The organism is Pseudomonas sp. FEN (assembly GCF_904067045.1).
In the GTDB taxonomy this organism is placed as follows: Bacteria; Pseudomonadota; Gammaproteobacteria; order Pseudomonadales; family Pseudomonadaceae; genus Aquipseudomonas.
The window spans coordinates 78,850-100,257 of the sequence record NZ_CAJFDC010000033.1 but is presented as its reverse complement, the minus strand read 5'-3'; the positions used below and the strand labels follow the sequence as shown (position 1 = coordinate 100,257).

The 21,408-nt window shown below is 59.7% G+C and carries 19 protein-coding genes and 3 tRNA genes; 6 read left to right on the top strand and 16 right to left on the bottom strand.

The genetic code is table 11. The annotated features are described in order from the left end of the window. Nucleotides 1-60: 60 nt before the first annotated feature. From PFEN_RS22980 to PFEN_RS22945, 8 genes are all read right to left on the bottom strand, one after another. On the bottom strand, nucleotides 61-333 hold the full coding sequence (locus PFEN_RS22980; protein ID WP_002552737.1) for an HU family DNA-binding protein: 273 nt from the start codon (nucleotides 331-333) through the stop codon (nucleotides 61-63). Between the two features lie 149 nt (nucleotides 334-482). Next, on the bottom strand, nucleotides 483-2,879 hold the full coding sequence (gene lon / locus PFEN_RS22975) for an endopeptidase La (RefSeq protein ID WP_191488958.1): 2,397 nt from the start codon (nucleotides 2,877-2,879) through the stop codon (nucleotides 483-485). A gap of 138 nt (nucleotides 2,880-3,017) precedes the next feature. Beyond that, nucleotides 3,018-4,301: an ATP-dependent Clp protease ATP-binding subunit ClpX gene (clpX, locus tag PFEN_RS22970; protein ID WP_100942764.1), complete on the bottom strand. Its 1,284-nt coding sequence runs from the start codon at nucleotides 4,299-4,301 to the stop codon at nucleotides 3,018-3,020. A gap of 113 nt (nucleotides 4,302-4,414) precedes the next feature. After that, the gene (gene clpP, locus PFEN_RS22965) at nucleotides 4,415-5,050 is read right to left on the bottom strand and encodes an ATP-dependent Clp endopeptidase proteolytic subunit ClpP (RefSeq protein ID WP_191488957.1); all 636 of its coding nucleotides are present in this window, start codon (nucleotides 5,048-5,050) and stop codon (nucleotides 4,415-4,417) included. 93 nt (nucleotides 5,051-5,143) lie between these two features. Further along, nucleotides 5,144-6,454 carry a trigger factor gene (gene tig / locus PFEN_RS22960; protein WP_191488956.1) on the bottom strand — a complete coding sequence of 437 codons (1,311 nt, stop codon included), beginning with the start codon at nucleotides 6,452-6,454 and terminating at the stop codon, nucleotides 5,144-5,146. A 407-nt stretch (nucleotides 6,455-6,861) separates the two neighbouring features. After that, nucleotides 6,862-6,946: transfer RNA gene (locus PFEN_RS22955), tRNA-Leu, on the bottom strand. 58 nt (nucleotides 6,947-7,004) lie between these two features. Continuing rightward, nucleotides 7,005-7,080 (bottom strand) — tRNA-His (locus PFEN_RS22950). A gap of 32 nt (nucleotides 7,081-7,112) precedes the next feature. After that, nucleotides 7,113-7,189: transfer RNA gene (locus tag PFEN_RS22945), tRNA-Arg, on the bottom strand. A gap of 279 nt (nucleotides 7,190-7,468) precedes the next feature. Between PFEN_RS22945 and folD the strand changes: the two genes are divergently transcribed. Further along, nucleotides 7,469-8,323, top strand: a complete 855-nt coding sequence (gene folD, locus PFEN_RS22940; protein ID WP_191488955.1) for a bifunctional methylenetetrahydrofolate dehydrogenase/methenyltetrahydrofolate cyclohydrolase FolD — start codon at nucleotides 7,469-7,471, stop codon at nucleotides 8,321-8,323. Nucleotides 8,324-8,418: 95 nt separating this feature from the next. Here folD and cysS read toward each other — a convergent pair whose 3' ends face one another. Both cysS and PFEN_RS22930 read right to left on the bottom strand, forming a co-directional pair. Continuing rightward, nucleotides 8,419-9,801, bottom strand: coding sequence for a cysteine--tRNA ligase (gene cysS, locus PFEN_RS22935; RefSeq protein ID WP_191488954.1), 1,383 nt, complete (start codon nucleotides 9,799-9,801; stop codon nucleotides 8,419-8,421). Between the two features lie 18 nt (nucleotides 9,802-9,819). Then, the gene (locus PFEN_RS22930; protein WP_191488953.1) at nucleotides 9,820-11,517 is read right to left on the bottom strand and encodes a glutamine--tRNA ligase/YqeY domain fusion protein; all 1,698 of its coding nucleotides are present in this window, start codon (nucleotides 11,515-11,517) and stop codon (nucleotides 9,820-9,822) included. 259 nt (nucleotides 11,518-11,776) lie between these two features. Here PFEN_RS22930 and PFEN_RS22925 point away from each other — a divergent pair, with 259 nt between their 5' ends. Both PFEN_RS22925 and PFEN_RS22920 read left to right on the top strand, forming a co-directional pair. Further along, nucleotides 11,777-12,280, top strand: a complete 504-nt coding sequence (locus PFEN_RS22925) for a peptidylprolyl isomerase (protein ID WP_191488952.1) — start codon at nucleotides 11,777-11,779, stop codon at nucleotides 12,278-12,280. Next, entirely contained in the window at nucleotides 12,277-13,008 is a 732-nt protein-coding gene (locus PFEN_RS22920; RefSeq protein WP_191488951.1) for a UDP-2,3-diacylglucosamine diphosphatase, read from the top strand. The genes PFEN_RS22925 and PFEN_RS22920 overlap by 4 nt, the downstream gene beginning before the upstream one ends. 79 nt (nucleotides 13,009-13,087) lie before the next feature. Here PFEN_RS22920 and PFEN_RS22915 read toward each other — a convergent pair whose 3' ends face one another. From PFEN_RS22915 to PFEN_RS22900, 4 genes are read right to left on the bottom strand one after another with little or no spacing between them, the layout of a single operon-like run. Next, the gene (locus PFEN_RS22915; protein ID WP_191488950.1) at nucleotides 13,088-14,617 is read right to left on the bottom strand and encodes a DHA2 family efflux MFS transporter permease subunit; all 1,530 of its coding nucleotides are present in this window, start codon (nucleotides 14,615-14,617) and stop codon (nucleotides 13,088-13,090) included. A gap of 60 nt (nucleotides 14,618-14,677) precedes the next feature. Next, a complete protein-coding gene (locus PFEN_RS22910; RefSeq protein ID WP_191488949.1) occupies nucleotides 14,678-15,874 on the bottom strand; it encodes an efflux RND transporter periplasmic adaptor subunit in 1,197 nt (398 codons plus the stop codon). Nucleotides 15,875-15,889: 15 nt separating this feature from the next. Beyond that, nucleotides 15,890-17,359: an efflux transporter outer membrane subunit gene (locus tag PFEN_RS22905; protein ID WP_191488948.1), complete on the bottom strand. Its 1,470-nt coding sequence runs from the start codon at nucleotides 17,357-17,359 to the stop codon at nucleotides 15,890-15,892. Continuing rightward, entirely contained in the window at nucleotides 17,349-17,831 is a 483-nt protein-coding gene (locus PFEN_RS22900) for a MarR family winged helix-turn-helix transcriptional regulator (protein WP_191488947.1), read from the bottom strand. Before PFEN_RS22900 ends, PFEN_RS22905 begins: the two co-directional genes overlap by 11 nt. 202 nt (nucleotides 17,832-18,033) lie before the next feature. Here PFEN_RS22900 and PFEN_RS22895 point away from each other — a divergent pair, with 202 nt between their 5' ends. Further along, complete coding sequence (locus PFEN_RS22895; RefSeq protein WP_191488946.1) at nucleotides 18,034-18,216, top strand: type II toxin-antitoxin system HicA family toxin; 183 nt, start codon at nucleotides 18,034-18,036, stop codon at nucleotides 18,214-18,216. A 23-nt stretch (nucleotides 18,217-18,239) separates the two neighbouring features. Then, nucleotides 18,240-18,644: a type II toxin-antitoxin system HicB family antitoxin gene (locus tag PFEN_RS22890; RefSeq protein WP_191488945.1), complete on the top strand. Its 405-nt coding sequence runs from the start codon at nucleotides 18,240-18,242 to the stop codon at nucleotides 18,642-18,644. Here PFEN_RS22890 and PFEN_RS22885 read toward each other — a convergent pair. Beyond that, nucleotides 18,641-19,255: a tRNA-(ms[2]io[6]A)-hydroxylase gene (locus PFEN_RS22885; protein ID WP_191488944.1), complete on the bottom strand. Its 615-nt coding sequence runs from the start codon at nucleotides 19,253-19,255 to the stop codon at nucleotides 18,641-18,643. The two genes, PFEN_RS22890 and PFEN_RS22885, sit on opposite strands and share 4 nt — an antisense overlap. A 223-nt stretch (nucleotides 19,256-19,478) precedes the next feature. Between PFEN_RS22885 and PFEN_RS22880 the strand changes: the two genes are divergently transcribed. Beyond that, nucleotides 19,479-20,342 carry a universal stress protein gene (locus tag PFEN_RS22880; RefSeq protein ID WP_191488943.1) on the top strand — a complete coding sequence of 288 codons (864 nt, stop codon included), beginning with the start codon at nucleotides 19,479-19,481 and terminating at the stop codon, nucleotides 20,340-20,342. Between the two features lie 143 nt (nucleotides 20,343-20,485). Here the strand turns inward: PFEN_RS22880 and PFEN_RS22875 are convergent, their stop codons facing one another. Next, complete coding sequence (locus PFEN_RS22875; RefSeq protein ID WP_191488942.1) at nucleotides 20,486-20,956, bottom strand: DUF1289 domain-containing protein; 471 nt, start codon at nucleotides 20,954-20,956, stop codon at nucleotides 20,486-20,488. Nucleotides 20,957-21,408 lie beyond the last annotated feature (452 nt).

Sequence of the window (21,408 nt, the reverse complement as noted above, 5' to 3'; positions counted from 1 at the left end):
CCGCTCCGCGGCCAGATCAGGCAAGAACCCGACCCGGATAGGCAAAGGCTTGAACGACTGTCAGTTGACAGCTTCTTTCAGTGCTTTACCGGCTTTGAAACCTGGTTTTTTGGCTGCAGCGATTTCCAGCGTCTTACCGGTCTGAGGGTTACGACCGATGCGAGCAGGACGATCGGTCACGGAGAAGGTGCCGAAACCTACCAGTACAACGGAGTCGCCAGCCTTCAGAGCGCCAGTGACGGATTCGATGACTGCGTCCAGCGCACGGCCGGCAGCAGCTTTCGGGATATCAGCGGATGCAGCGATAGCATCAATCAGTTCCGACTTGTTCACTCTAAGTCCCCTTATATCTATTGAGTATATTTCTAAGTTTTTTGGGTGAAAGCTAAACCTGTGCTGAATGGCCTACAGACACTTAAGAGCCGCTTTATAACAAGGGCTCTAAAAAGCTGTCAAGGAAGCCACCCAGGCTTGAATCGTACTTAATGCGTGCTGATTCTTTCCTTGGAATCGGAGTCGCGCTTCTCATCCTTGGCAACGATCTCCGGAACCACATCTGGCAAGGGCTCCGGCGCGTATTGCAGCGCAATTTGCAGGACCTCGTCAATCCATTTAACCGGTTTAATCTGAAGATCCTGCTTGATATTGTCAGGAATTTCCTTCAGATCGCGCACATTCTCCTCCGGAATGATTACCGTCTTGATCCCGCCGCGATGTGCCGCCAGCAGTTTCTCCTTCAGACCACCAATGGCCAGCACCTGACCGCGCAAGGTAATTTCACCGGTCATGGCTACGTCGGCGCGCACAGGAATGCCAGTCAAGGCTGACACCAGGGCTGTACACATGCCTACGCCAGCGCTGGGGCCGTCCTTGGGGGTCGCCCCTTCCGGCATATGGATATGGGTGTCGCGCTTCTCATGGAAGTCCAGGGGAATGCCCAGGCTCTTGGCGCGACTGCGCACCACGGTCAACGCGGCGGTGATCGACTCGACCATGACATCGCCCAGGGAACCGGTCTTGATCAACTGGCCCTTGCCCGGCACCACGGCGGCTTCGATGGTCAACAACTCGCCACCGACCTGGGTCCAGGCCAGGCCCGTGACCTGACCGATCTGATCCTGCTGCTCGGCCAGGCCGTAGCGGAATTTGCGCACCCCGAGGAAATGCTCCAGCAGGTCGGCCGTGACTTTGACCGAAAAGCGTTTTTCCAGGGCATGCTCTTTCACCGCCTTGCGGCAGACCTTGGCAATTTGCCGCTCCAACCCACGCACACCGGCTTCGCGGGTGTAGTAGCGGATGATGTCGCGAATCGCCTCGACCTCGAATTCCAGCTCGCCTTTTTTCAGGCCGTTGGCCTGAATCTGCTTGGGCGACAGGTACTTGGTGGCGATATTGATCTTCTCGTCCTCGGTGTAACCCGGCAGGCGGATCACTTCCATCCGGTCCAGCAGCGCTGGCGGGATGTTCATCGAGTTGGAGGTGCAGAGGAACATGACATCGGACAGGTCGTAGTCAACTTCCAGGTAGTGGTCGTTGAAATTGTGGTTCTGTTCCGGGTCCAGCACCTCAAGCAACGCCGAGGCCGGATCGCCACGCATGTCGCTGCCCATCTTGTCGATTTCGTCAAGCAGGAACAGCGGGTTGCGCACGCCAACCTTTGTCATTTTTTGTATCAATCTTCCTGGCATCGAACCGATGTAAGTCCGCCGATGGCCACGAATTTCCGCTTCGTCACGCACGCCACCAAGGGCCATCCGTACAAATTTTCGATTGGTCGCGTGAGCAATCGACTCAGCCAGGGAAGTTTTACCCACGCCAGGAGGTCCGACCAAGCACAGTACCGGACCGCGAATTTTCTTCACGCGCTTCTGCACGGCGAGGTATTCGAGGATTCGCTCCTTGACTTCGTCCAGACCGTAATGGTCCGCGTCAAGAATGTCCTCAGCCCGTGCCAGGTCCAGGCGCACCTTGCTCTGGGCCTTCCACGGCACTTGCACCAACCAGTCGAGGTAGGTACGCACCACGGTCGCCTCGGCGGACATCGGCGACATCTGCTTGAGCTTGTTCAATTCGGCCAAGGCCTTGGTCAGGGCATCTTTCGGCAGACCGGCGGCGTCGATGCGCTTTTTCAGCTCCTCGACTTCGTTATGACCTTCGTCGCTGTCGCCCAACTCCTTCTGAATGGCTTTCATTTGCTCATTCAGGTAGTACTCGCGCTGGCTGCGCTCCATCTGCTTCTTGACGCGGCCACGGATACGTTTCTCGACCTGCAGCAGGTCGATTTCGGCATCCAGCAAGGCCAGCACGTGTTCGACACGGGCCGACAAATCGACGATTTCGAGGATTTCCTGCTTCTGCTCGATCTTCAGGGCCATATGGGCGGCCATGGTATCGACCAGGCGGCTCGGCTCATCGATGCTGTTCAACGAAGACAGCACTTCAGCCGGGACTTTCTTGCCCAACTGCACGTACTGCTCGAACTGTGCCAGCAGGCTGCGGACAAAGACTTCGGACTCACGGTCCGGCGCATCGGCCTCGTCGATCAGCGCCACTTCGGCGCGGCAATAGCCATCGACCTCACTGAAACGCTCCACGGTGCCGCGCTGCTCGCCTTCAACCAGCACCTTGACGGTGCCATCAGGCAATTTGAGCAATTGCAATACGGTAGCGACTGTACCTACGCGATACAGCGCATCTTCGCCCGGGTCATCATCGGCAGGATTACGTTGGGCCAGCAGCAGGATCTGCTTGTCGCCCGTCATCGCTGCCTCGAGGGCTTCGATAGATTTCTCGCGCCCCACGAACAGCGGGATAACCATGTGCGGATACACCACGACATCGCGCAATGGCAGGAGAGGCAATTCGATGGTTGTCTTCATGATTTCGCCTCTACGGCGGCCGTACGGCCGGAAACAGGTGGATAAGCTTGAAACCAAGATGGGGGCTTGTTCGGAAAAAAACAAGCGCCAATAGAAAAGGGGCCCGAGGGCCCCTTGTCAGGTCACAGTCTGGCGCACTCAGGCGTCAGGCGCGGCCTTGGCCTGCGGCTCGCTGTTCTCGTAGATATACAGCGGCTTGGATTTACCCTCGATCACGCTTTCATCGATTACCACTTTGCTCACCTCGGACTGCGAGGGGATTTCATACATGGTATCGAGCAGGACGCCTTCGAGGATCGAACGAAGGCCACGAGCACCGGTTTTACGCTCCAGGGCACGCTTGGCGACGGATTTCAGTGCGTCGGCACGGAATTCCAGATCAACCCCTTCCATTTCGAACAGCTTGGCGTACTGCTTGGTCAAGGCGTTCTTCGGCTCGGTAAGGATCTGCATCAATGCAGCCTCATCCAGCTCGTCCAGCGTGGCCAGGACCGGCAGACGACCGACGAACTCCGGAATCAGACCGAACTTGACCAGATCGTCAGGCTCGACTTCACGCAGGGACTCACCAACCTTCTTGCCTTCTTCCTTGCTGCGGACTTCGGCGCTGAAGCCGATGCCGCCACGGGTGGAACGGTTCTGAATGACTTTTTCCAGACCGGAGAACGCACCACCACAGATAAACAGGATGTTGCGGGTATCTACCTGCAGGAATTCCTGCTGCGGGTGCTTGCGACCGCCCTGAGGCGGAACGGAGGCCACCGTGCCTTCAATCAACTTCAGCAAGGCCTGTTGCACGCCTTCACCGGAAACGTCCCGGGTAATCGACGGGTTATCGGACTTGCGGGAAATCTTGTCGATTTCATCGATGTAGACAATGCCCATCTGGGCCTTTTCCACATCGTAGTCACATTTCTGCAGCAGTTTCTGAATAATGTTTTCCACGTCTTCGCCCACATAACCCGCCTCGGTGAGGGTGGTTGCATCGGCGATGGTGAACGGCACATTCAGCAAGCGGGCCAGGGTTTCGGCCAGCAGGGTCTTGCCCGAACCGGTCGGACCGATCAGCAGTATGTTGCTTTTGCCGAGCTCGACGTCGTCACTTTTCTTGTCACGCTGGTTCAGACGCTTGTAGTGGTTGTAGACCGCTACCGCCAGAACCTTTTTCGCACGTTCCTGACCAATCACATACTGATCAAGGATGCCGCTGATTTCTTTAGGCGAAGGCAATTTATGCGCGCTGCTTTCGGCCTGTGCTTCCTGCACCTCCTCACGGATGATGTCATTGCACAAGTCGACGCACTCGTCGCAGATAAAGACCGAGGGGCCGGCAATCAATTTGCGTACTTCATGCTGGCTTTTGCCACAGAAGGAGCAATAAAGCAGCTTGCCGTTGTCCTCGCCGTTGCGGGTGTCAGTCATTCGTTCGATCCAAATCCGATAGGCTTGCAACACAAGATGAAGGCTATTGCGGGCTTTTTCAAGCCCGCTGGTGATCGGAGCAGCCGACCAACCCTATTTTGAGCTGCTTAATGTTAAGCGGGGCGCTTGTTGATCACTTCGTCGATCAGCCCGTAGTCACGCGCGGCTTCTGCGCTCATGAAATTATCACGGTTGGTATCGCGTTCGATTTCTTCAAGGGTACGCCCGCTATGCTTGGCCATCAGCGTGTTGAGACGCTCACGAATGAAGAGGATTTCCTTGGCATGGATTTCGATATCCGAAGCCTGGCCCTGGAAACCGCCCAGTGGCTGGTGAATCATCACACGCGAGTTCGGCAGGCAGAAACGCTTGCCGTGGGCACCGGCCGTCAGCAGGAACGCGCCCATGCTGCACGCCTGACCGATACAGGTAGTCGATACGTTTGGCTTGATGAACTGCATGGTGTCGTAGATCGACATGCCCGCCGTCACCGAACCGCCCGGGGAGTTGATATAGAGATGGATGTCCTTGTCCGGGTTTTCCGCTTCAAGGAACAGCAGCTGCGCACAGATCAGGTTGGCCATGTAGTCCTCTACCGGGCCCACCAGAAAAATCACCCGCTCCTTGAGAAGGCGCGAGTAGATGTCATAGGCGCGCTCGCCACGAGCGGACTGCTCGACAACCATCGGGACCAGGCCGCCAGCGGCCTGGATATCAGAGTTCTGCTGAATATAAGAATTACGGAACATGCTCTGCAGTCACTCCCAAATAGTCATGTCTTGAATACGCATAAGCCAGCGCGAGGCTGGCTTATGGTGTGTATTTTCCAACGAGTCAGAAAATCAGTCGGCTTGCGGAGCTTCCACCGGCTTGACTGCTTCTTCGTAGGAGACCGATTTATCGGTCACATTCGCCTTCTGCAGAACAGTATCCACAACTTGTTCTTCCAGCACAACCGAACGGACTTCGTTCAGTTGCTGGTCGTTCTTGTAGTACCACGACACAACCTGTTCCGGCTCCTGGTAGGCCGAGGCCATTTCCTGGATCAGCTCGCGCACACGGGTTTCATCAGGCTTGAGTTCGAACTGCTTGACCACTTCAGCCACGATCAGGCCGAGCACGACGCGGCGCTTGGCTTGCTCTTCGAACAGCTCGGCCGGCAGTTGATCAGGCTTGATGTTGCCGCCGAACTGCTGAACAGCCTGCACGCGCAGACGGTTCACTTCGTTTTCCAGCAGGGCCTTGGGCACTTCGATCGGGTTGGCGGCCAGCAGACCGTCCATTACCTGGTTCTTGACCTTGGATTTGATCGCCTGACGCAGCTCACGCTCCATGTTCTTGCGAACTTCGGCGCGGAAACCGTCCAGACCGCTTTCCTTGATACCGAACTGGGCGAAGAAGGCTTCGTTCAGCTCAGGCAGGGTCGGTGCGGACACGCTGTTCACGGTGACAGTGAACTCGGCGGTTTTGCCAGCCAGGTCCAGGTTCTGGTAGTCAGCCGGGAAAACCAGGTTCAGAACGCGTTCTTCACCGGCTTTAGCGCCGACCAGGCCATCTTCGAAGCCCGGGATCATGCGGTTGGAGCCCAGCACCAGCTGGGTGCCCTTGGCGGAACCACCGGCGAAGACTTCACCGTCGACCTTGCCGACGAAATCGATGTTCAGCTGGTCTTCGTTCTGCGCGGCGCGATCGGCCACTTCGAAACGGGTGTTCTGCTTGCGCAGGATTTCCAGCATGTTGTCCAGATCCGAGTCCGCCACGTCGGCGCTCAGGCGCTCGACAGCGATGGAGTCGAAACCGGCAACGGTGAACTCAGGGAACACTTCGAAAGTCGCGACGTATTCCAGATCCTTGCCCTTCTCCAGCACTTTCGGCTCGACGGAAGGCGAGCCAGCCGGGTTCAGCTTCTGCTCAACCACGGCTTCATAGAAGGAGGCCTGGATCACATCGCCCACGGCTTCCTGACGGGCATCCGCCTCATAACGCTGGCGAATCACGCTCATTGGCACCTTGCCAGGACGGAAGCCTGCAATCTTGGCCTTTTGGGCAGTCTGCTGCAGACGCTTGTTGACCTGGGTCTCGATGCGCTCAGCTGGCACGGTGATGCTCATGCGGCGCTCAAGAGCCGATGTATTTTCAACAGAAACTTGCATGGATATTCCTCGTTGCACAGACGTTAGCCGGCCGTTTCCGACCCCAGAATCAAGGGCATGCATTCTAGTGGGTCAAACACAAGAAGTCACCCTACTGAAACGGGTCAAAAAACAGCGGGCGTTTATTGGACGCGGGGCGCCACTCAAACGCATCCCACGACACGCAGCCAATCGCGCCAGAGCCTTGATCCAGCCCCTCTATATATAGAAAGAACTTTACCACCACCCAGACGATCGGTCCGTCAAACAGACCGAAGGTTGAATCAAGCAACATCCAGCAACAGCTCAGGACGGGGAAATCTCACCCCAGCCGAAACCAGCGGCGTTGCTGGCGACACAAATCCCTGAAACAAAAACGGCGCAGCCCTTTTCAGGTACTGCGCCGTTTTTTTGTGTTTCAAGCTAACTGGTGCGGACGAAGAGACTCGAACTCTTACACCTCGCGGCGCTGGAACCTAAATCCAGTGTGTCTACCAATTCCACCACGTCCGCAAATCAAACCGTTAAAGCAAAGACGCCAGATAATTAATCTGGCGTCTTTATTCGAATATGGGGTGGACGATGGGGATCGAACCCACGACAACAGGAGTCACAATCCTGTGCTCTACCAACTGAGCTACGCCCACCATATTGCGTTACTTGTGCCAAAGCTGCCTAATGGCGCACCCGGCAGGACTCGAACCTGCGACCATCCGCTTAGAAGGCGGATGCTCTATCCAGCTGAGCTACGGGCGCCTTATTAATCTGTATTCGGTGACGACTACAAACCAAGTGCTTCAATCTTGCTGAGCTAGACATCCACTCTGCTCGACCTTCTCAACCAGTGCTAGGCTGTGCCCGACAAGTGCGACGAATGTTATAGGTGAGCCTGAAGGTCGTCAACTCTTTTTTAAAAAAAATTCAGAAATATAAAGGGCTTAGGGGAATATCCGGACCAAGCGCCTTTGCCCTCGCGTCACGGCGTGCGAGAATGCGCACTCTTTTTCAACCCCTCTCGATGGTTAATCACGCGTCATGACTGCACAACTAATCGACGGCAAAGCGATCGCCGCCCATCTGCGCCAGCAGGTCGCCCAACGTGTCGCCGAGCGTCGCCAGCAGGGTCTGCGCACGCCAGGCCTCGCGGTGATTCTGGTCGGCAGCGATCCTGCCTCTCAGGTTTATGTCTCGCACAAGCGTAAAGACTGCGAAGAGGTCGGCTTCATTTCACAAGCCTATGACTTGCCCAGCGACACCACGCAACAGGCGCTCACCGACCTGATCGATCGCCTCAACGACGATCCAAAAATCGACGGCGTCCTGCTGCAACTGCCCCTGCCCGAGCACCTGGATGCCTCCAAATTGCTGGAGCGCATTCGCCCGGACAAGGACGTCGACGGCTTCCATCCTTATAACGTCGGCCGCCTGGCCCAGCGCATTCCGCTGCTGCGCCCATGCACCCCGAAAGGCATCATGGCCCTGCTGGAAAGTACCGGGGTCGACCTGTACGGGATGGATGCGGTGATTGTCGGCGCCTCCAATATCGTCGGGCGTCCGATGGCCATGGAGCTGTTGCTCGCCGGCTGCACCGTGACCGTCACCCACCGCTTCACCCGGGACCTGGCCGGCCATGTCGGGCGCGCCGACCTGGTGGTGGTGGCCGCCGGCAAGCCGGGCCTGGTCAAGGGCGAGTGGATCAAGGAAGGCGCTATCGTTATTGACGTCGGCATCAACCGCCAGGCGGACGGCAAGCTGGTGGGCGACGTGGTGTACGAAACCGCCCTGCCCCGCGCCGGCTGGATCACTCCAGTTCCCGGCGGGGTCGGTCCGATGACCCGCGCCTGCCTGCTGGAAAATACCTTGTATGCCGCCGAAACGCTGCATGCCTGAAGCCGCGAAGCATCCGGCGGCGCCAGCGCGCTGAAAAGCCTTCGACCAACAAAAAACCGCCAATTGGCGGTTTTTTGTTTTTACCCGAGCCCGACTCAGTCAGCCAGACGCCAGGTAGTCCCGCCCTTGCCGTCTTCCAACAGCACGCCCATGGCAGTGATCTGGTCACGGATGCGGTCGGATTCCGCCCAGTCCTTGTTGGCTCGCGCCGCCAGGCGTGCCTGGATCAACCCTTCGACCACGGCCGCATCGACCCGCCCTTCGGCGCCCGCCTGGAGGAAGTCATCAGCCTCCAACTGCAAGACCCCGAGCACGCTGGCCAGCTCTTTCAGACGCGCGGCCAGACCGGCTGCAGCCGCTGGGTCGCTGTCGCGCAGACGGTTGATCTCGCGCACCATCTCGAACAGCACCGCACAGGCTTCCGGCGTGCCGAAATCGTCGTTCATCACCTCGGTGAAGCGCTCGACAAAGGCTTCGCCACCGGCTGCCGGCACTTTCGGCAGGCCTTTCAACGCATGGTAGAAACGCTCCAGGGCAGCCTTGGCGTCCTTGAGGTTGTCTTCCGAATAGTTGATGGCGCTGCGGTAATGGCTCGACACCAGCAGGTAACGCACGACTTCCGGGTGATACTTGTCCAGCACATCGCGAATGGTGAAGAAGTTGTTCAAGGACTTGGACATCTTCTCGCCATTGATGCGAATCATGCCGCAGTGCATCCAGGCATTGGCGTAGGTCTTGCCGGTGGCCGCCTCGCTCTGGGCGATTTCGTTTTCATGGTGCGGAAACTCGAGGTCGCTGCCGCCGCCATGAATATCGAACGTCTCGCCCAGGCAGCAGGTGGACATCACCGAGCACTCGATATGCCAGCCCGGACGCCCGGCGCCCCACGGCGACTGCCAACTCGGCTCGCCCGGCTTGGCGGCTTTCCACAGAACGAAGTCCAGTGGATCCTGCTTCGACTCGCCGACCTCGATACGCGCACCGATGCGCAGGTCTTCGATCTTCTTGCGCGACAACTTGCCGTAGCCGAGAAACTTGCCGACGCGGTAGTACACGTCGCCATTGCCCGGCGCATAGGCGTAGCCCTTGTCGATCAGGGTCTGGATCATGGCATGCATGCCGAGGATATGCTCGGTGGCCCGCGGCTCCATATCCGGCTTGAGGATGTTCAGGCGTGCCTCATCCTCATGCATCGCGGCAATCATGCGCTCGGTCAGCGCTTCGAACGATTCGCCGTTCTCGTTGGCCCGATTGATGATCTTGTCGTCGATGTCGGTGATATTGCGCACATAGGTCAGGTCGTAGCCGCTGAACCGCAGCCAGCGGGTCACCAGGTCAAAAGCGACCATGCTGCGACCATGGCCCAGGTGGCAGTAGTCATACACGGTCATTCCGCAGACATACATGCGCACCTTGTTGCCATCCAGCGGCTTGAAGACTTCCTTGCTCTTGCTGAGCGTGTTGTAGATCGTTAGCACAACGCTTTCCTCAAAGAATCACTGGCCCCACGAATCACGCAAGGTCACGGTACGGTTGAATACCGGAGCACCGGGCTTCGAGTCCTTGATATCCGCGCAGAAGTAACCTTCGCGCTCGAACTGGAAACGGTCTTCCGGTTGTGCGTTGCCCAGCGAGGGTTCGGCACGACAACCAGTGAGCACTTGCAGCGAGTCAGGGTTGATGTTGTCCAGGAAACTGGCGCTGTCTTCGGCCTTCTCGGGGTTGGCCGAACGGAACAGACGATCATACAGGCGCACCTCGCATTCGATGCTGGCCGCCGCCGGCACCCAGTGCACCACGCCTTTGACCTTGCGCCCTTCAGGGTTCTTGCCCAGGGTCTCGGGATCGTAGGAGCAACGCAGCTCGACGATGTTGCCATCGGCGTCCTTGATCGCCTCGTCGGCACGGATCACGTAGCTGCCGCGCAGGCGCACTTCGCCGGCCGGCTCAAGGCGCTTGTAGCCTTTTGGTGGCTCTTCCATGAAGTCTTCACGGTCGATGTAGATTTCACGGGCAAACGGCAGTACGCGCACGCCCATGTCTTCTTTCGGGTGGCAGGGCAGTTCGAGGTTCTCGACCTGGCCTTCCGGGTAATTGGTGATCACCACCTTCAGCGGACGCAACACGCACATGGCCCGTGGCGCGCTGTGGTCGAGGTCGTCACGGATGCTGAATTCGAGCATACCGAAGTCCACCACGCCGTCGGAGCGGTTGGTGCCGACCATTTCGCAGAAGTTGCGGATCGATTTCGGCGTGTAGCCACGGCGACGGAACCCCGAGAGCGTCGACATGCGCGGGTCGTCCCAGCCATTGACGTGTTTTTCATCGACCAACTGCTTGAGCTTGCGCTTGCTGGTAATGGTGTAGTTCAGGTTCAGACGGCTGAACTCGTACTGGCGCGGCTTGCACGGCACCGGCAGGTTGTCGAGGAACCACTCATACAGCGGACGGTGGCTTTCGAACTCCAGGGTGCAGATGGAGTGGGTGATGCCTTCGATGGCATCCGACTGACCATGGGTGAAATCGTAGTTCGGGTAGATGCACCACTTGTCACCGGTCTGGTGGTGGTGGGCATGACGAATGCGATACATGATCGGGTCGCGCAGGTTCATGTTCGGCGAAGCCATGTCGATCTTGGCCCGCAACACGCGTGCGCCGTCCGCGAATTCGCCGGCTCTCATGCGGGCGAACCAGTCGAGGTTCTCTTCCACCGAACGCTCGCGGAACGGGCTGTTCTTGCCCGGCTCGGTCAGGCTGCCACGGTATTCCTTGGCCTGTTCGGGGGTCAGGTCGTCGACGTAGGCCTTGCCGGCCTTGATCAATTCCACCGCCCACTCGTGCAACTGGTCGAAATACTGCGAGGCATAGCGCACCTCACCGGACCATTCGAAGCCCAGCCACTTGACGTCGCTTTCGATGGCGTCGATGTATTCCTGGTCTTCCTTGGCCGGGTTGGTGTCGTCGAAGCGCAGGTGCGTGATACCGCCGAACTCCTGGGCCAGGCCGAAGTTCACGCAGATCGACTTGGCGTGGCCGATGTGCAGGTAGCCGTTGGGCTCGGGGGGGAAGCGCGTGACGATCCGGGTATGCTTGCCCGAGTCCAGGTCGGCCTGAATGATCGGGCGCAGGAAGTTGACCGGGACAGCCGGACCGGTCTTGGCGTTCGAGGTAGGGTCGACAGTGGGCTTGCTCATAGGATCCTTGGGCTTGCGGGTGCGCGGCCGGATACGGCCTGATCAATCAAAACGGGTATCATAGCCGATGCAATCGGGCAGCTGACAGTGGCGCGCCAAAAACGGCGGCTATTAATAGTGCCCGGATGAAAAAACCGCCTCGAAATTCTCGCGCCTCACGCTAAACTGCGCAACCTGGTGGTTGTATGCCAGATCGGTTCGGCGCCGCGAGCGCAGCCCGCACGCCGAAGCCCACGAATTCCTTCAAAGAGTAGCCAAGATGACCCAAGTCAAACTGACCACCAACCACGGCGAAATCGTCCTCGAGCTGAACGCCGAGAAAGCCCCGATCACCGTGGCCAACTTCATTGAATACGTCAAAGCCGGCCACTACGAAAACACGGTTTTCCACCGCGTGATCGGCAACTTCATGATCCAGGGCGGCGGCTTCGAACCGGGCATGAAAGAAAAGAAAGACAAGCGCCCGAGCATCCAGAACGAAGCGGACAACGGCCTGCCGAACGAGAAATACAGCGTTGCCATGGCCCGCACCATGGAGCCGCATTCGGCCTCCGCGCAGTTCTTCATCAACGTCACCGACAACAGCTTCCTGAACCACAGCGCCAAGACCGTCCAGGGCTGGGGCTACGCGGTATTCGCCAAAGTGGTCGAAGGTACTGACGTGGTCGACAAGATCAAGGGCGTCGCCACCACCATGAAGGCCGGCCACCAGGATGTTCCAGCAGAAGACGTGATCATCGAGAAAGCCGAGATCGTTGAGTGATACTGCTGATTTCAGATTTGCATCTGGAAGAGGAACGCCCGGACATCACCCGGGCGTTTCTGGATTTCCTCGCCGGACGCGCCCGTTCGGCACAAGCGTTGTATATCCTCGGCGATTTTTTCGAAGTCTGGATCGGCGACGATGCCATGAGCCCCTTTCAACACTCGATCTGCGCGGCCTTGCGCACCTTGAGTGACAGTGGCACGCAGGTTTTCCTGATGCACGGCAATCGTGACTTCCTGCTGGGCCGGGCCTTCTGCAAGGCGGCCGGGGCCACCCTGTTGCAGGATCCGAGCGTGGTGCGAATGAATGACGAGCCGGTGCTGTTGATGCATGGCGACAGCCTGTGCACCCGGGACGAGGCCTATATGCGCCTGCGGCGTTATCTGCGCAATCCCGTCACCCTGTTCATCCTGCGCCACCTGCCGCTACGCAGCCGCCACAAGCTGGCACGCAAACTGCGCAGCGAGAGTCGCGCGCAGACGCGCATGAAAGCCAATGACATCGTTGACGTGACGCCGCAGGAAGTGGCGCGGGTCATGCAGCAGCATGGCGTGCACACCCTGATCCACGGCCATACCCATCGGCCGGCCATTCACAAGTTGCAACTCGGCGCGCAAGCGGCGAAACGGATTGTGCTGGGGGATTGGGATCGCCAGGGTTGGGCCTTGCAGGTGGATGAACAGGGTTTCCAGTTGGCGGCGTTTGATTTCACGCCGCCAGCCTGAACACTGACCTGTAGGAGCGTGGCTTGCCCGCGTATAGGTCCGCAAGGCTCCTACAGATATTGTATCGTGCGTATTATCGTCAATGCCCCGCCGCCGCCGGCCCGGCCTTCGCCGCGAACGGCGGCTTGGCCAGCCACACCAGCAGCATCAGGGCCATGAAGCCCCAGCCCAGCAGCGTGAAGTAATCCACGGTCGAGAGCATGTAAGCCTGACTGGTCAGCACCTGATCCAACTGGGCATAGGCCCGGCTGCCCGCCCCACCGAGACTGCCCAGGGCATCGCGTGTCGCCGGATCGAACGGGGTGAGGCTTTCACTGAGATACGCATGATGCTGGTCCGCCCGACGAATCCAGATCCAGGTGGTCAGCGACGCCGCGAAGCTCCCCCCCAGGGTCCGCAGGAAGGTGGCCAGGCCGGCACCATCGGCAATCTGACTCGGTGGCAGGTCCGACATCAGGATGCTCAGGGTCGGCATGAAGAACAGCGCCACACCGATCCCCATGAACAGTTGCACCATGGCAACATGCTGGAAGTCCACCTCATTGGTGAAACCGGCGCGCATGAAGCAGCTCAGACCGATCGCCAGGAACGCCAGGCCGGCGAGCAAGCGCAGATCGACTTTGTTGGCGTATTTACCGACGAAAGGCGACATCAGCACCGGCAGGATTCCGATCGGCGCCACCGCCAGGCCCGCCCAGGTCGCGGTGTAGCCCATCTGGGTCTGCAGCCACTGCGGCAGGATCAGGTTGATGCCGAAGAACCCGGCATAGCCAAGGACCAGCACAATAGTGCCGATCCTGAAGTTGCGGTGGGCGAACAGGCGCAGATTGACCACCGGATGCTTGTCGGTCATCTCCCAGATCACGAATACCGACAGGGCAATCGCCGAGATGACCGCGCCGATCACGATGAAATTCGACTCAAACCAATCCAGGTCGTTGCCCTTGTCGAGAATCACCTGCAAGGCCCCGACGCCAATGATCAAGGTCAACAGGCCGACATAGTCCATCGGCTGGCGACTGATCTCCACCGGCCGGGTCTTGAGTTGCTGGCGGACCACCATGGCGGCGAATACGCCGATGGGCACGTTGATAAAGAAAATCCACGGCCAGCTGTAGCTGTCGGTAATCCAGCCGCCAAGAATCGGCCCGGCAATCGGCGCGACCACCGTGACCATCGCCAGCAGCGCCAGGGCCATGCCGCGCTTGGCCGGCGGATAGACCGCAATCAACAGTGTCTGGGTCATGGGATACAGCGGCCCGGCCACCAGTCCTTGCAGCACGCGAAAACCCACCAGTTCCGGCATCGAGGTGGAAATACCGCAGAGGAATGAAGCCAGCACGAAGAGGATCGTCGCCCAGATAAACAGCTTCACCTCGCCAAACCGCCGGCTCAACCAGCCGGTCAGCGGCAAGGCAATGGCGTTGCTCACGGCAAAGGAAGTGATGACCCAGGTGCCCTGCTCCGAGCTCACGCCCAGGTTGCCGGAAATGGTCGGCAACGCCACGTTGGCGATAGTGGTGTCGAGCACCTGCATGAAGGTCGCCAGCGACAGACCGATGGTACTGAGCAACAGGCTGGGCGGAGTGAAAGACGCATTCGAACTCATCGCGAATCCTTGGAAACGAGGCAGGTGCCGCGACACTCGGGTCGCGGCTGGATTGGCGACTCAGCGTTGCGCGGTTTTCGCCGCGGTGGCGCTGTTTTCATGGATCAGGCGGGTAATCACCGCATCGGCTTCGGCCAGTTGTTCGGCATACACATGGGTGCTGAAGGACGCTTTCTGCGGCGGCTGCTGGGCCAGTACCGGCCCGCTCTGGTCATGCAGATTGACCTCGACCTGGGTCGACAGGCCGACCCGCAGCGGGTGTTTGGCCAGCTCCTCGGCGTTGATGTGAATACGCACCGGCACCCGCTGGACGATCTTGATCCAGTTACCGGTGGCGTTCTGCGCCGGCAGCAGGGCAAAGGCGCTGCCGGTGCCAGCACCGAGACTGTCGATGGTGCCGCTGTATTTCACCGAACTGCCATAGAGGTCTGCCTCGATGTCGACCGGCTGACCGATACGCATGTCACGCAGTTGGGTTTCCTTGAAGTTGGCGTCGATCCACAGCTGGTCCAGGGGGATCACCGCCATCAGCGCCGCGCCCGGCTGGACCCGCTGCCCCAGTTGCACGGTACGCTTGGCGACATAACCGGTCACCGGCGCAATCAGGGTAGTACGGGCATTGGCCAGATAGGCCTGGCGCAGTTGCGCGGCAGCGGCTTTGACATCCGGATGATTGGACACCACGGTGTCGTCCACCAGGGCGCTGCTGGTGTTGAGCTGATGCTGGGCATTGCTCAGCGCGCTCTGCGCCGAAGTCAGGTCGTCACGGGCATGGGACAGCTCTTCCTGGGAAATCGCCCCACCGGCCGCCAGGTTCTTGCGCCGGGTCAGGTTTTCCTGGGCTTTCTGCACCACCGACTTCTGTTCCGCGACCTGGGCCTTCATACCGTCGACATTGCTGTACAAGCCGCGCACCTGGCGCACGGTCTTGGCCAGGTTGGCCTCGGCGCTTTGCAGGCCGACCGCCGCATCGCTCGGGTCGAAGTTCAGCAGCACCTGGCCTTCGTGCACCAGGTCGCCGTCGTCGGCGCCGATACTGATCACGGTACCGGTCACCAGCGGCGTGATTTCCACCACGTTGCCGTTGACGTAGGCGTCGTCGGTGCTTTCATTCCAGCGCCCGTAGAGCTCATGCCAGCCCCAGACACCGAGGCCGCCGAGGACGACCAGCAGGGTGAGCCCCACCAGCATGACTTTGCGCTTGCCGGAATTGCCAGCGCCCGGGGTTGTTTCAGTAGTGTTCATTTCAGTGGCCATGGCAGGTACCTTGAATTAATGAGTCTGAGCCGCGGGAAGGCTGGCGTTCGAGGCGATGTTGTCGACCTGGAAACCACCGCCCAAGGCCTGCATCAGCTGGATGGAGAAATCGATCTGTTGGGCATTCAGGTCCGCCAGTTGACGCTGGGCCTGCAACAGGGTCTGTTCGATGGTGAGCACGTCCAGGTAGTTGCCGATACCGGCGCCATAGCGCTGTAACACGGTGTTGTAGGAGTCCTGGGCGATATCCGCGGCATGCTGCTGGGCGACGATCTGCTGGCCGAGGGCGTGCAACTGCTGGAGGCTGTCGCTGACATCGCCCAAGGCCTGGACCAGGCTCTTGTTGTACTGCGCCACCGCCAGGTCATAGTCGGCGTCCTTGGCGTCGAGGCCGGCGCGCAGGCGGCCGCCGTCGAAGATCGGCAGCGAGACGGTCGGGGCGATGCTGAAGAAACGACTCGGGGAGCCGAACAGGGCATCCCCCAGCAGCGCCTCGCCACCCGCGGCGGCACTCAGGTTGAGGTTGGGGTAGAAGCGGGTCTTGCCGGCGGCGATATCCTTGCTCGCGGCCTCGACGCGCCAACGCGCGGCCACCAGGTCGGGACGCCGTCCCAGCAGTTCCGCCGGCAGCACCGATGGCAAGGCCACGGCGCTTGGCTGGAGGATCTTCGGCCGGGCGATCTCATTGCCACGGTCCGGGCCCTTGCCCAGCAATACGGCCAGGGCGACCTTGGCGCTTTGCAGCTTTTTCCCCGCGTCGATCACCTGTTCTTCGGCGCTGGCGGCCAGGCTTTCGGTCTGCTGGTACTGGTAGTGGCTGTCGATACCGGAGCTCAGCCGACGCTTGCCCAGATCCAGCAGCTTGTGGGTGCGCTGCAGATCATCGTTGGCCAAGTCATAGACGATATGCGCCTGCCCCAGGTTACTGTAGGCCCGCGCCACATCGGCGGCCAGGGTCAACTGCGCGGCCTGGCGGTCGATTTCGGCGGCACGCGCCTGGCCCAGCGCGGCTTCCCAGGCATCACGCTGGCCACCCCAGAGGTCGAAGCTGTAATTGAAGCTGACGCCCAGCTTGCGCACGGTGTCGTAGACCCCGCCGCGACCGCTGGGGTCCTGGTCCCGCGCCAGCCGGGAACGGGTGACGCCGCCACTGGCATCAAGGGTCGGCATCCGTGCCGCGTCGGCGGCATAGGCCGCGGCGCTGGCCTGGTGCGCCCGTGCGCTGGCGACCTGCATATCGGGACTGTCGTGCAGGGCCTCGCGGATCAGGCCATCGAGTTGCGGATCGCCCAGGCTTTTCCACCAGTCGTTTTTCGGCCAGGCCGCCGGCGACAGCGTGACCCCCTTGAGGGATTGTTCGGCCTTGAGGTTTTTCGCCTCGAGGTTGACGCCTTCGGTGTGCAGGCCGCTATAGCTGGCGCACCCCGCCAGGAGCATCGACAGGAATACCAGACTGAAACCGGCATGCAGGGTTTTACCGCTCATTTTTTTCACCTACCCGCAGCAGGGTGATCGAGTCCCCGGCCGCCAGCAAAATTTTCTTCAGGAGGTCTTCCAGGGTCCGCAACTCTTGCTCGGTGATGGCCCCCGCCAGCTCGTTCATCGCATCGGCGCCGATTTCCGGCAAACGGTCGGCGAGGGTCTGCCCCTGCGCCGTAAGCACCAATCGGACCTGACGCCGATCCCCCTCGGAGCGCTGGCGGGCGAGCAGATCCTTCTGCTCCAGGCGATCGAGCATGCGGGTCATGGAACCGCTGTCCAGGGACAGATGGCGACACAGCTCGGCCGGAGTATCGACACCGAACTGGGCCATGATGATCAGCACCTTGAACTGCGCGGCGGTGATGCCGTACGGGACCATATGGGTGTCGATGATCCGATCCTTGAGCAATGCGGCACGCCCCAGGAGCAAGCCGAGATGGCAGTTGTGAAAGTCATCCGGGGTGAAATGTTTCATAAAGCCACCAAAAGCTGCTTAGGCAGAGAGTTGGGGAGATATTACTGCTTAGGCAGCTAATGTCAAAGCATTAGTTAGGAAGCTCACTACTTAGCCGATAAATGGCCGCGAGACAAATAGATAACTCTAGACACACCTTTTAATTCGATGCTTGATAGAGGGACGGCTAGGATTCCCTGACATACCCGACAAGGCGTCACAGGTGAAAAGCAGGGATTTGATCGCCGAACTGGAGGCCGTTGGCTGGATGCCGCAACGAATCAGGGGCGGTCATCATGTATTTGTCCACCCCAGCAGCCCCCACTCGATCCCCGTGCCACATCCGAAGAAGGATCTGCCGCTCGGGACCATCAGAAGCATCAGAAAACGGGCGGGCTTGCTATGAACCCGTTCAGTCAGGAGACCATCATGCAATATCCCATCGCGATCGAATGGGGTGATGAACACACCGCCATCGGCATCCAGATTCCGGATATTCCGGGGGCCGTGACCGCTGGCGATACATTCGAGGAGGCCTATAACGCCGCCCTGGAAATCGCCCACATCATGCTCGAGGAGATCGTTTCGGCCGGTCAGCCCGTGCCCACGCCATCGTCCTCTTTCGACCATCGGAAAAATCCAGAGTTCGCGGACATGGGTTGGGGCATGCTGGAAATCGATATCTCGCCCTATCTGGGCAAGACCGAGAAGGTCAACGTGACCCTTCCCGGCTTCGTGATCCAGCGCATCGACCGTTACGTGCGCGACCACCGAATCAAGAGCCGCTCATCGTTCCTGGCGGACGCGGCGCTGGAAAAGCTGGTGCGTACTTAAGCGCCGGCAGCCGCCGGGACACCACTGTGGAAGCGGAACTCGCTGTCCGGCGACTCGATCAGCTCCCGCTCGACCGCCCGCACCTTTTCGATGACCCGGCCAATGTCCTCGGCGTCGCCGTACTGGTAGGCCAGTTTCAGGTAGCCCTGGAAGTGCCGGGCCTCGCTCTTGAGCAGGCCGAAGTAGAACTTGCCGAGCTCCTCGTCCAGATGCGGCACCAGGGCCTCGAACCGCTCGCAACTGCGAGCCTCGATAAAGGCCCCGACCACCAGGGTGTCCACCAGCTTGACCGGCTCATGATTGCGCACCGCCTTGCGCAGCCCGGAGGCATAGCGACCGGCGGACAACTGCCGCAACTCGATCTTGCGCCGCTTCATCAAGCGCATGACCTGTTCGTGGTGCACCAGTTCTTCCCGGGCCAGGCGCGACATCAGGTTGATCAGGTCGACGTGGGCGTGATACTTGGCGATCAGGCTCAAGGCGGTACTGGCCGCCTTGAACTCGCAGTTCTTGTGATCGATCAGCAACGTTTCCTGATCCGCCAGCGCCGCCCGCACCCAGCCTTGCGGGGTCGGGCAACCAAGGAACTCGTGGATTTGCGGCAGATTCACAGGAAGGCCCCCATCACAGGAGAGACTTGGCAGCGGAACAAAACGGAAATAGTCGACATGGGACTCACAAAAACCGGAGATCAGGCGGGACAAGGCCGCCGATTATACGGGCCCCGGGGCAGATCGCCAGCCGCCCTGCTTGATATGCATCAAGGTTGCGCCCGGTGGACTACAACTATAGTTGTATCACGCCGTCTTCAGTCTTCTTCGGAGCTCCCCGACCATGCAAGCGATCCGCAGCATCCTGGTGATACTCGATCCCGATCACGCCCACAGCCTGGCCCTCAACCGCGCCAAGCTGATCGCCGGTGTCACCGATGCGCATCTGCACCTGCTGATGTGCGACCCCAAGCACGATCACAGCGCCCTGCTCAGCCTGCTCAAGAGCCAGTTGCATGACGACGGCTACAGCGCCACGGCCGAGCAGGCGTGGGACAAGACCCTGCACGAGACCATTATCGGCGTGCAGCAAGCCGAAGGCTGCGGCCTGGTGATCAAGCAGCATCGCCCCGACAGCCCGCTGAAAAAAGCCCTGCTGACCCCTTCAGACTGGAAGCTGATGCGCTATTGCCCATCCGCGGTGCTGATGGTCAAGACCGAGGCGCCCTGGTCGGGCGGCGTGATTCTCGCGGCGGTGGATGTGGGTAACTCCGATGACGAACACCGGCAGTTGCACACAAGCATCATCGATCACGGCTATGACATCGCCAGCCTGGCCAAGGGCCACTTGCACGTGATCAGCGCTCACCCCTCGCCCATGCTGTCGGCCGCCGACCCGGTGTACCAGCTCAAGGAAACCATCGAGCGCCGTTATCGCGATCAATGCCGGGAATTCCAGAGCCAGTTCGATGTGGATGACGAGCACCTGCATATCAAGGAAGGCCCCGCCGATGTGCTGATTCCGCACATGGCCCACACACTGGGGGCGGTGGTGACGGTCATCGGCACGGTGGCGCGCACCGGGATTTCAGGCGCATTGATCGGCAATACCGCGGAAGTGGTGCTCGATGCGCTGGAAAGCGATGTGCTGGTGCTCAAGCCCCAGGAAATCATCGATCACCTGGTGGAAACAGCACCCCGGCCCTGAGGATATCCCGCGACCTTGTGACCGTCTTCGCGGGCAAGCTCCGCGCCCACAAGTTCTGTGTCGAACACAGAATCCGGACCTGACTCAAAAACAACGTGGGAGCGGAGCTTGCCCGCGAAGAGGCCCGAACAGGCAAAACAATCTCAGGCGCCGAACGCAGCCTTGAGGAACCCCGGAGCGATATAACGCTGGTAATGCGCTTCGGACAGAAGGAAAAACTCCCGATCGATGGCATCGCGCAATTCGGGCAGCCCCCAGTCGCGAAACTCCGGCAACAACACCATGCCATAGGCGTCCAACTGGCTGATGACCCGCGCACCACGGGCAATCAGCTGGTACGCCCAGCAATATTCCGACTGATGGGGCACGAAGCGAATCTTGCGGGTTTCCAGTTGCCGGCGCAGCATCGACGGATCGAATACCTCGACCTTGGCCACCATGACCTGGACCAACAACTGCTCCAGGCGCAACCAGACCGCACGCTTTTCTTCCTCGTTGTAGCCGTTCCAGTGGATGACTTCATGGTGAAAGCGCTTGCAGCCACGGCACACCAGATCACCATAGACAGTGGAACAGAGGCCGATACAGGGGGTCTTGATGGTCTGATTGGACATGGGCAGGGCAAACGCGCGGAAGCAGAACAGGCCCGCATGTTAGCCCTTTGTCTAAGAAGGGTCACCCCCGAACCTGCCGGGCTTAACTTACCTTTCTTTGGAATATGCCGTAGAATCGGCCTGCCTTTTTAGGCGCCAATGTCCGTTGGAAGCTGTTTTCAAAGCGTCACGAGCACAGTGCAGGGTGAAATCACGTCCGAAGACGCTTCACCCTTCGGGCGTAAATCGCCCTCATCCTAAAGAACGGCGTTGGCGCGGGAATTTCCGCCCGGAAGCCCCCGCGCCAACCCTCATCAGCTCCCGTTCCGCAGGCGTAAAACTTTGAAAACAGCTTCTGTTGGAAATCGTGGAAACTCTGGCTAAGCGGCTCAAAAAGCCCCGCAGCGCATGAGTGCCGTGCATTTCTGGATGAGCGTCCCGGACACCCATTTGGGACCACTGATGAGGGTAAT

Bases quoted from the DNA above. Each gene is read 5' to 3' on its own strand.
- PFEN_RS22930 (WP_191488953.1), bottom strand. From the start codon at position 11,517: ATGAGCAAGCCCACTGTCGACCCTACCTCGAACGCCAAGACCGGTCCG.
- PFEN_RS22915 (WP_191488950.1), bottom strand. From the start codon at position 14,617: ATGAGTTCGAATGCGTCTTTCACTCCGCCCAGCCTGTTGCTCAGTACC.
- PFEN_RS22905 (WP_191488948.1), bottom strand. From the start codon at position 17,359: ATGAGCGGTAAAACCCTGCATGCCGGTTTCAGTCTGGTATTCCTGTCG.
- PFEN_RS22875 (WP_191488942.1), bottom strand. From the start codon at position 20,956: ATGTCCAATCAGACCATCAAGACCCCCTGTATCGGCCTCTGTTCCACT.
- folD (WP_191488955.1), top strand. From the start codon at position 7,469: ATGACTGCACAACTAATCGACGGCAAAGCGATCGCCGCCCATCTGCGC.
- PFEN_RS22910 (WP_191488949.1), bottom strand. From the start codon at position 15,874: ATGGCCACTGAAATGAACACTACTGAAACAACCCCGGGCGCTGGCAAT.
- tig (WP_191488956.1), bottom strand. From the start codon at position 6,454: ATGCAAGTTTCTGTTGAAAATACATCGGCTCTTGAGCGCCGCATGAGC.
- PFEN_RS22900 (WP_191488947.1), bottom strand. From the start codon at position 17,831: ATGAAACATTTCACCCCGGATGACTTTCACAACTGCCATCTCGGCTTG.
- clpP (WP_191488957.1), bottom strand. From the start codon at position 5,050: ATGTTCCGTAATTCTTATATTCAGCAGAACTCTGATATCCAGGCCGCT.
- PFEN_RS22925 (WP_191488952.1), top strand. From the start codon at position 11,777: ATGACCCAAGTCAAACTGACCACCAACCACGGCGAAATCGTCCTCGAG.
- clpX (WP_100942764.1), bottom strand. From the start codon at position 4,301: ATGACTGACACCCGCAACGGCGAGGACAACGGCAAGCTGCTTTATTGC.
- PFEN_RS22880 (WP_191488943.1), top strand. From the start codon at position 19,479: ATGCAAGCGATCCGCAGCATCCTGGTGATACTCGATCCCGATCACGCC.
- PFEN_RS22890 (WP_191488945.1), top strand. From the start codon at position 18,240: ATGCAATATCCCATCGCGATCGAATGGGGTGATGAACACACCGCCATC.
- lon (WP_191488958.1), bottom strand. From the start codon at position 2,879: ATGAAGACAACCATCGAATTGCCTCTCCTGCCATTGCGCGATGTCGTG.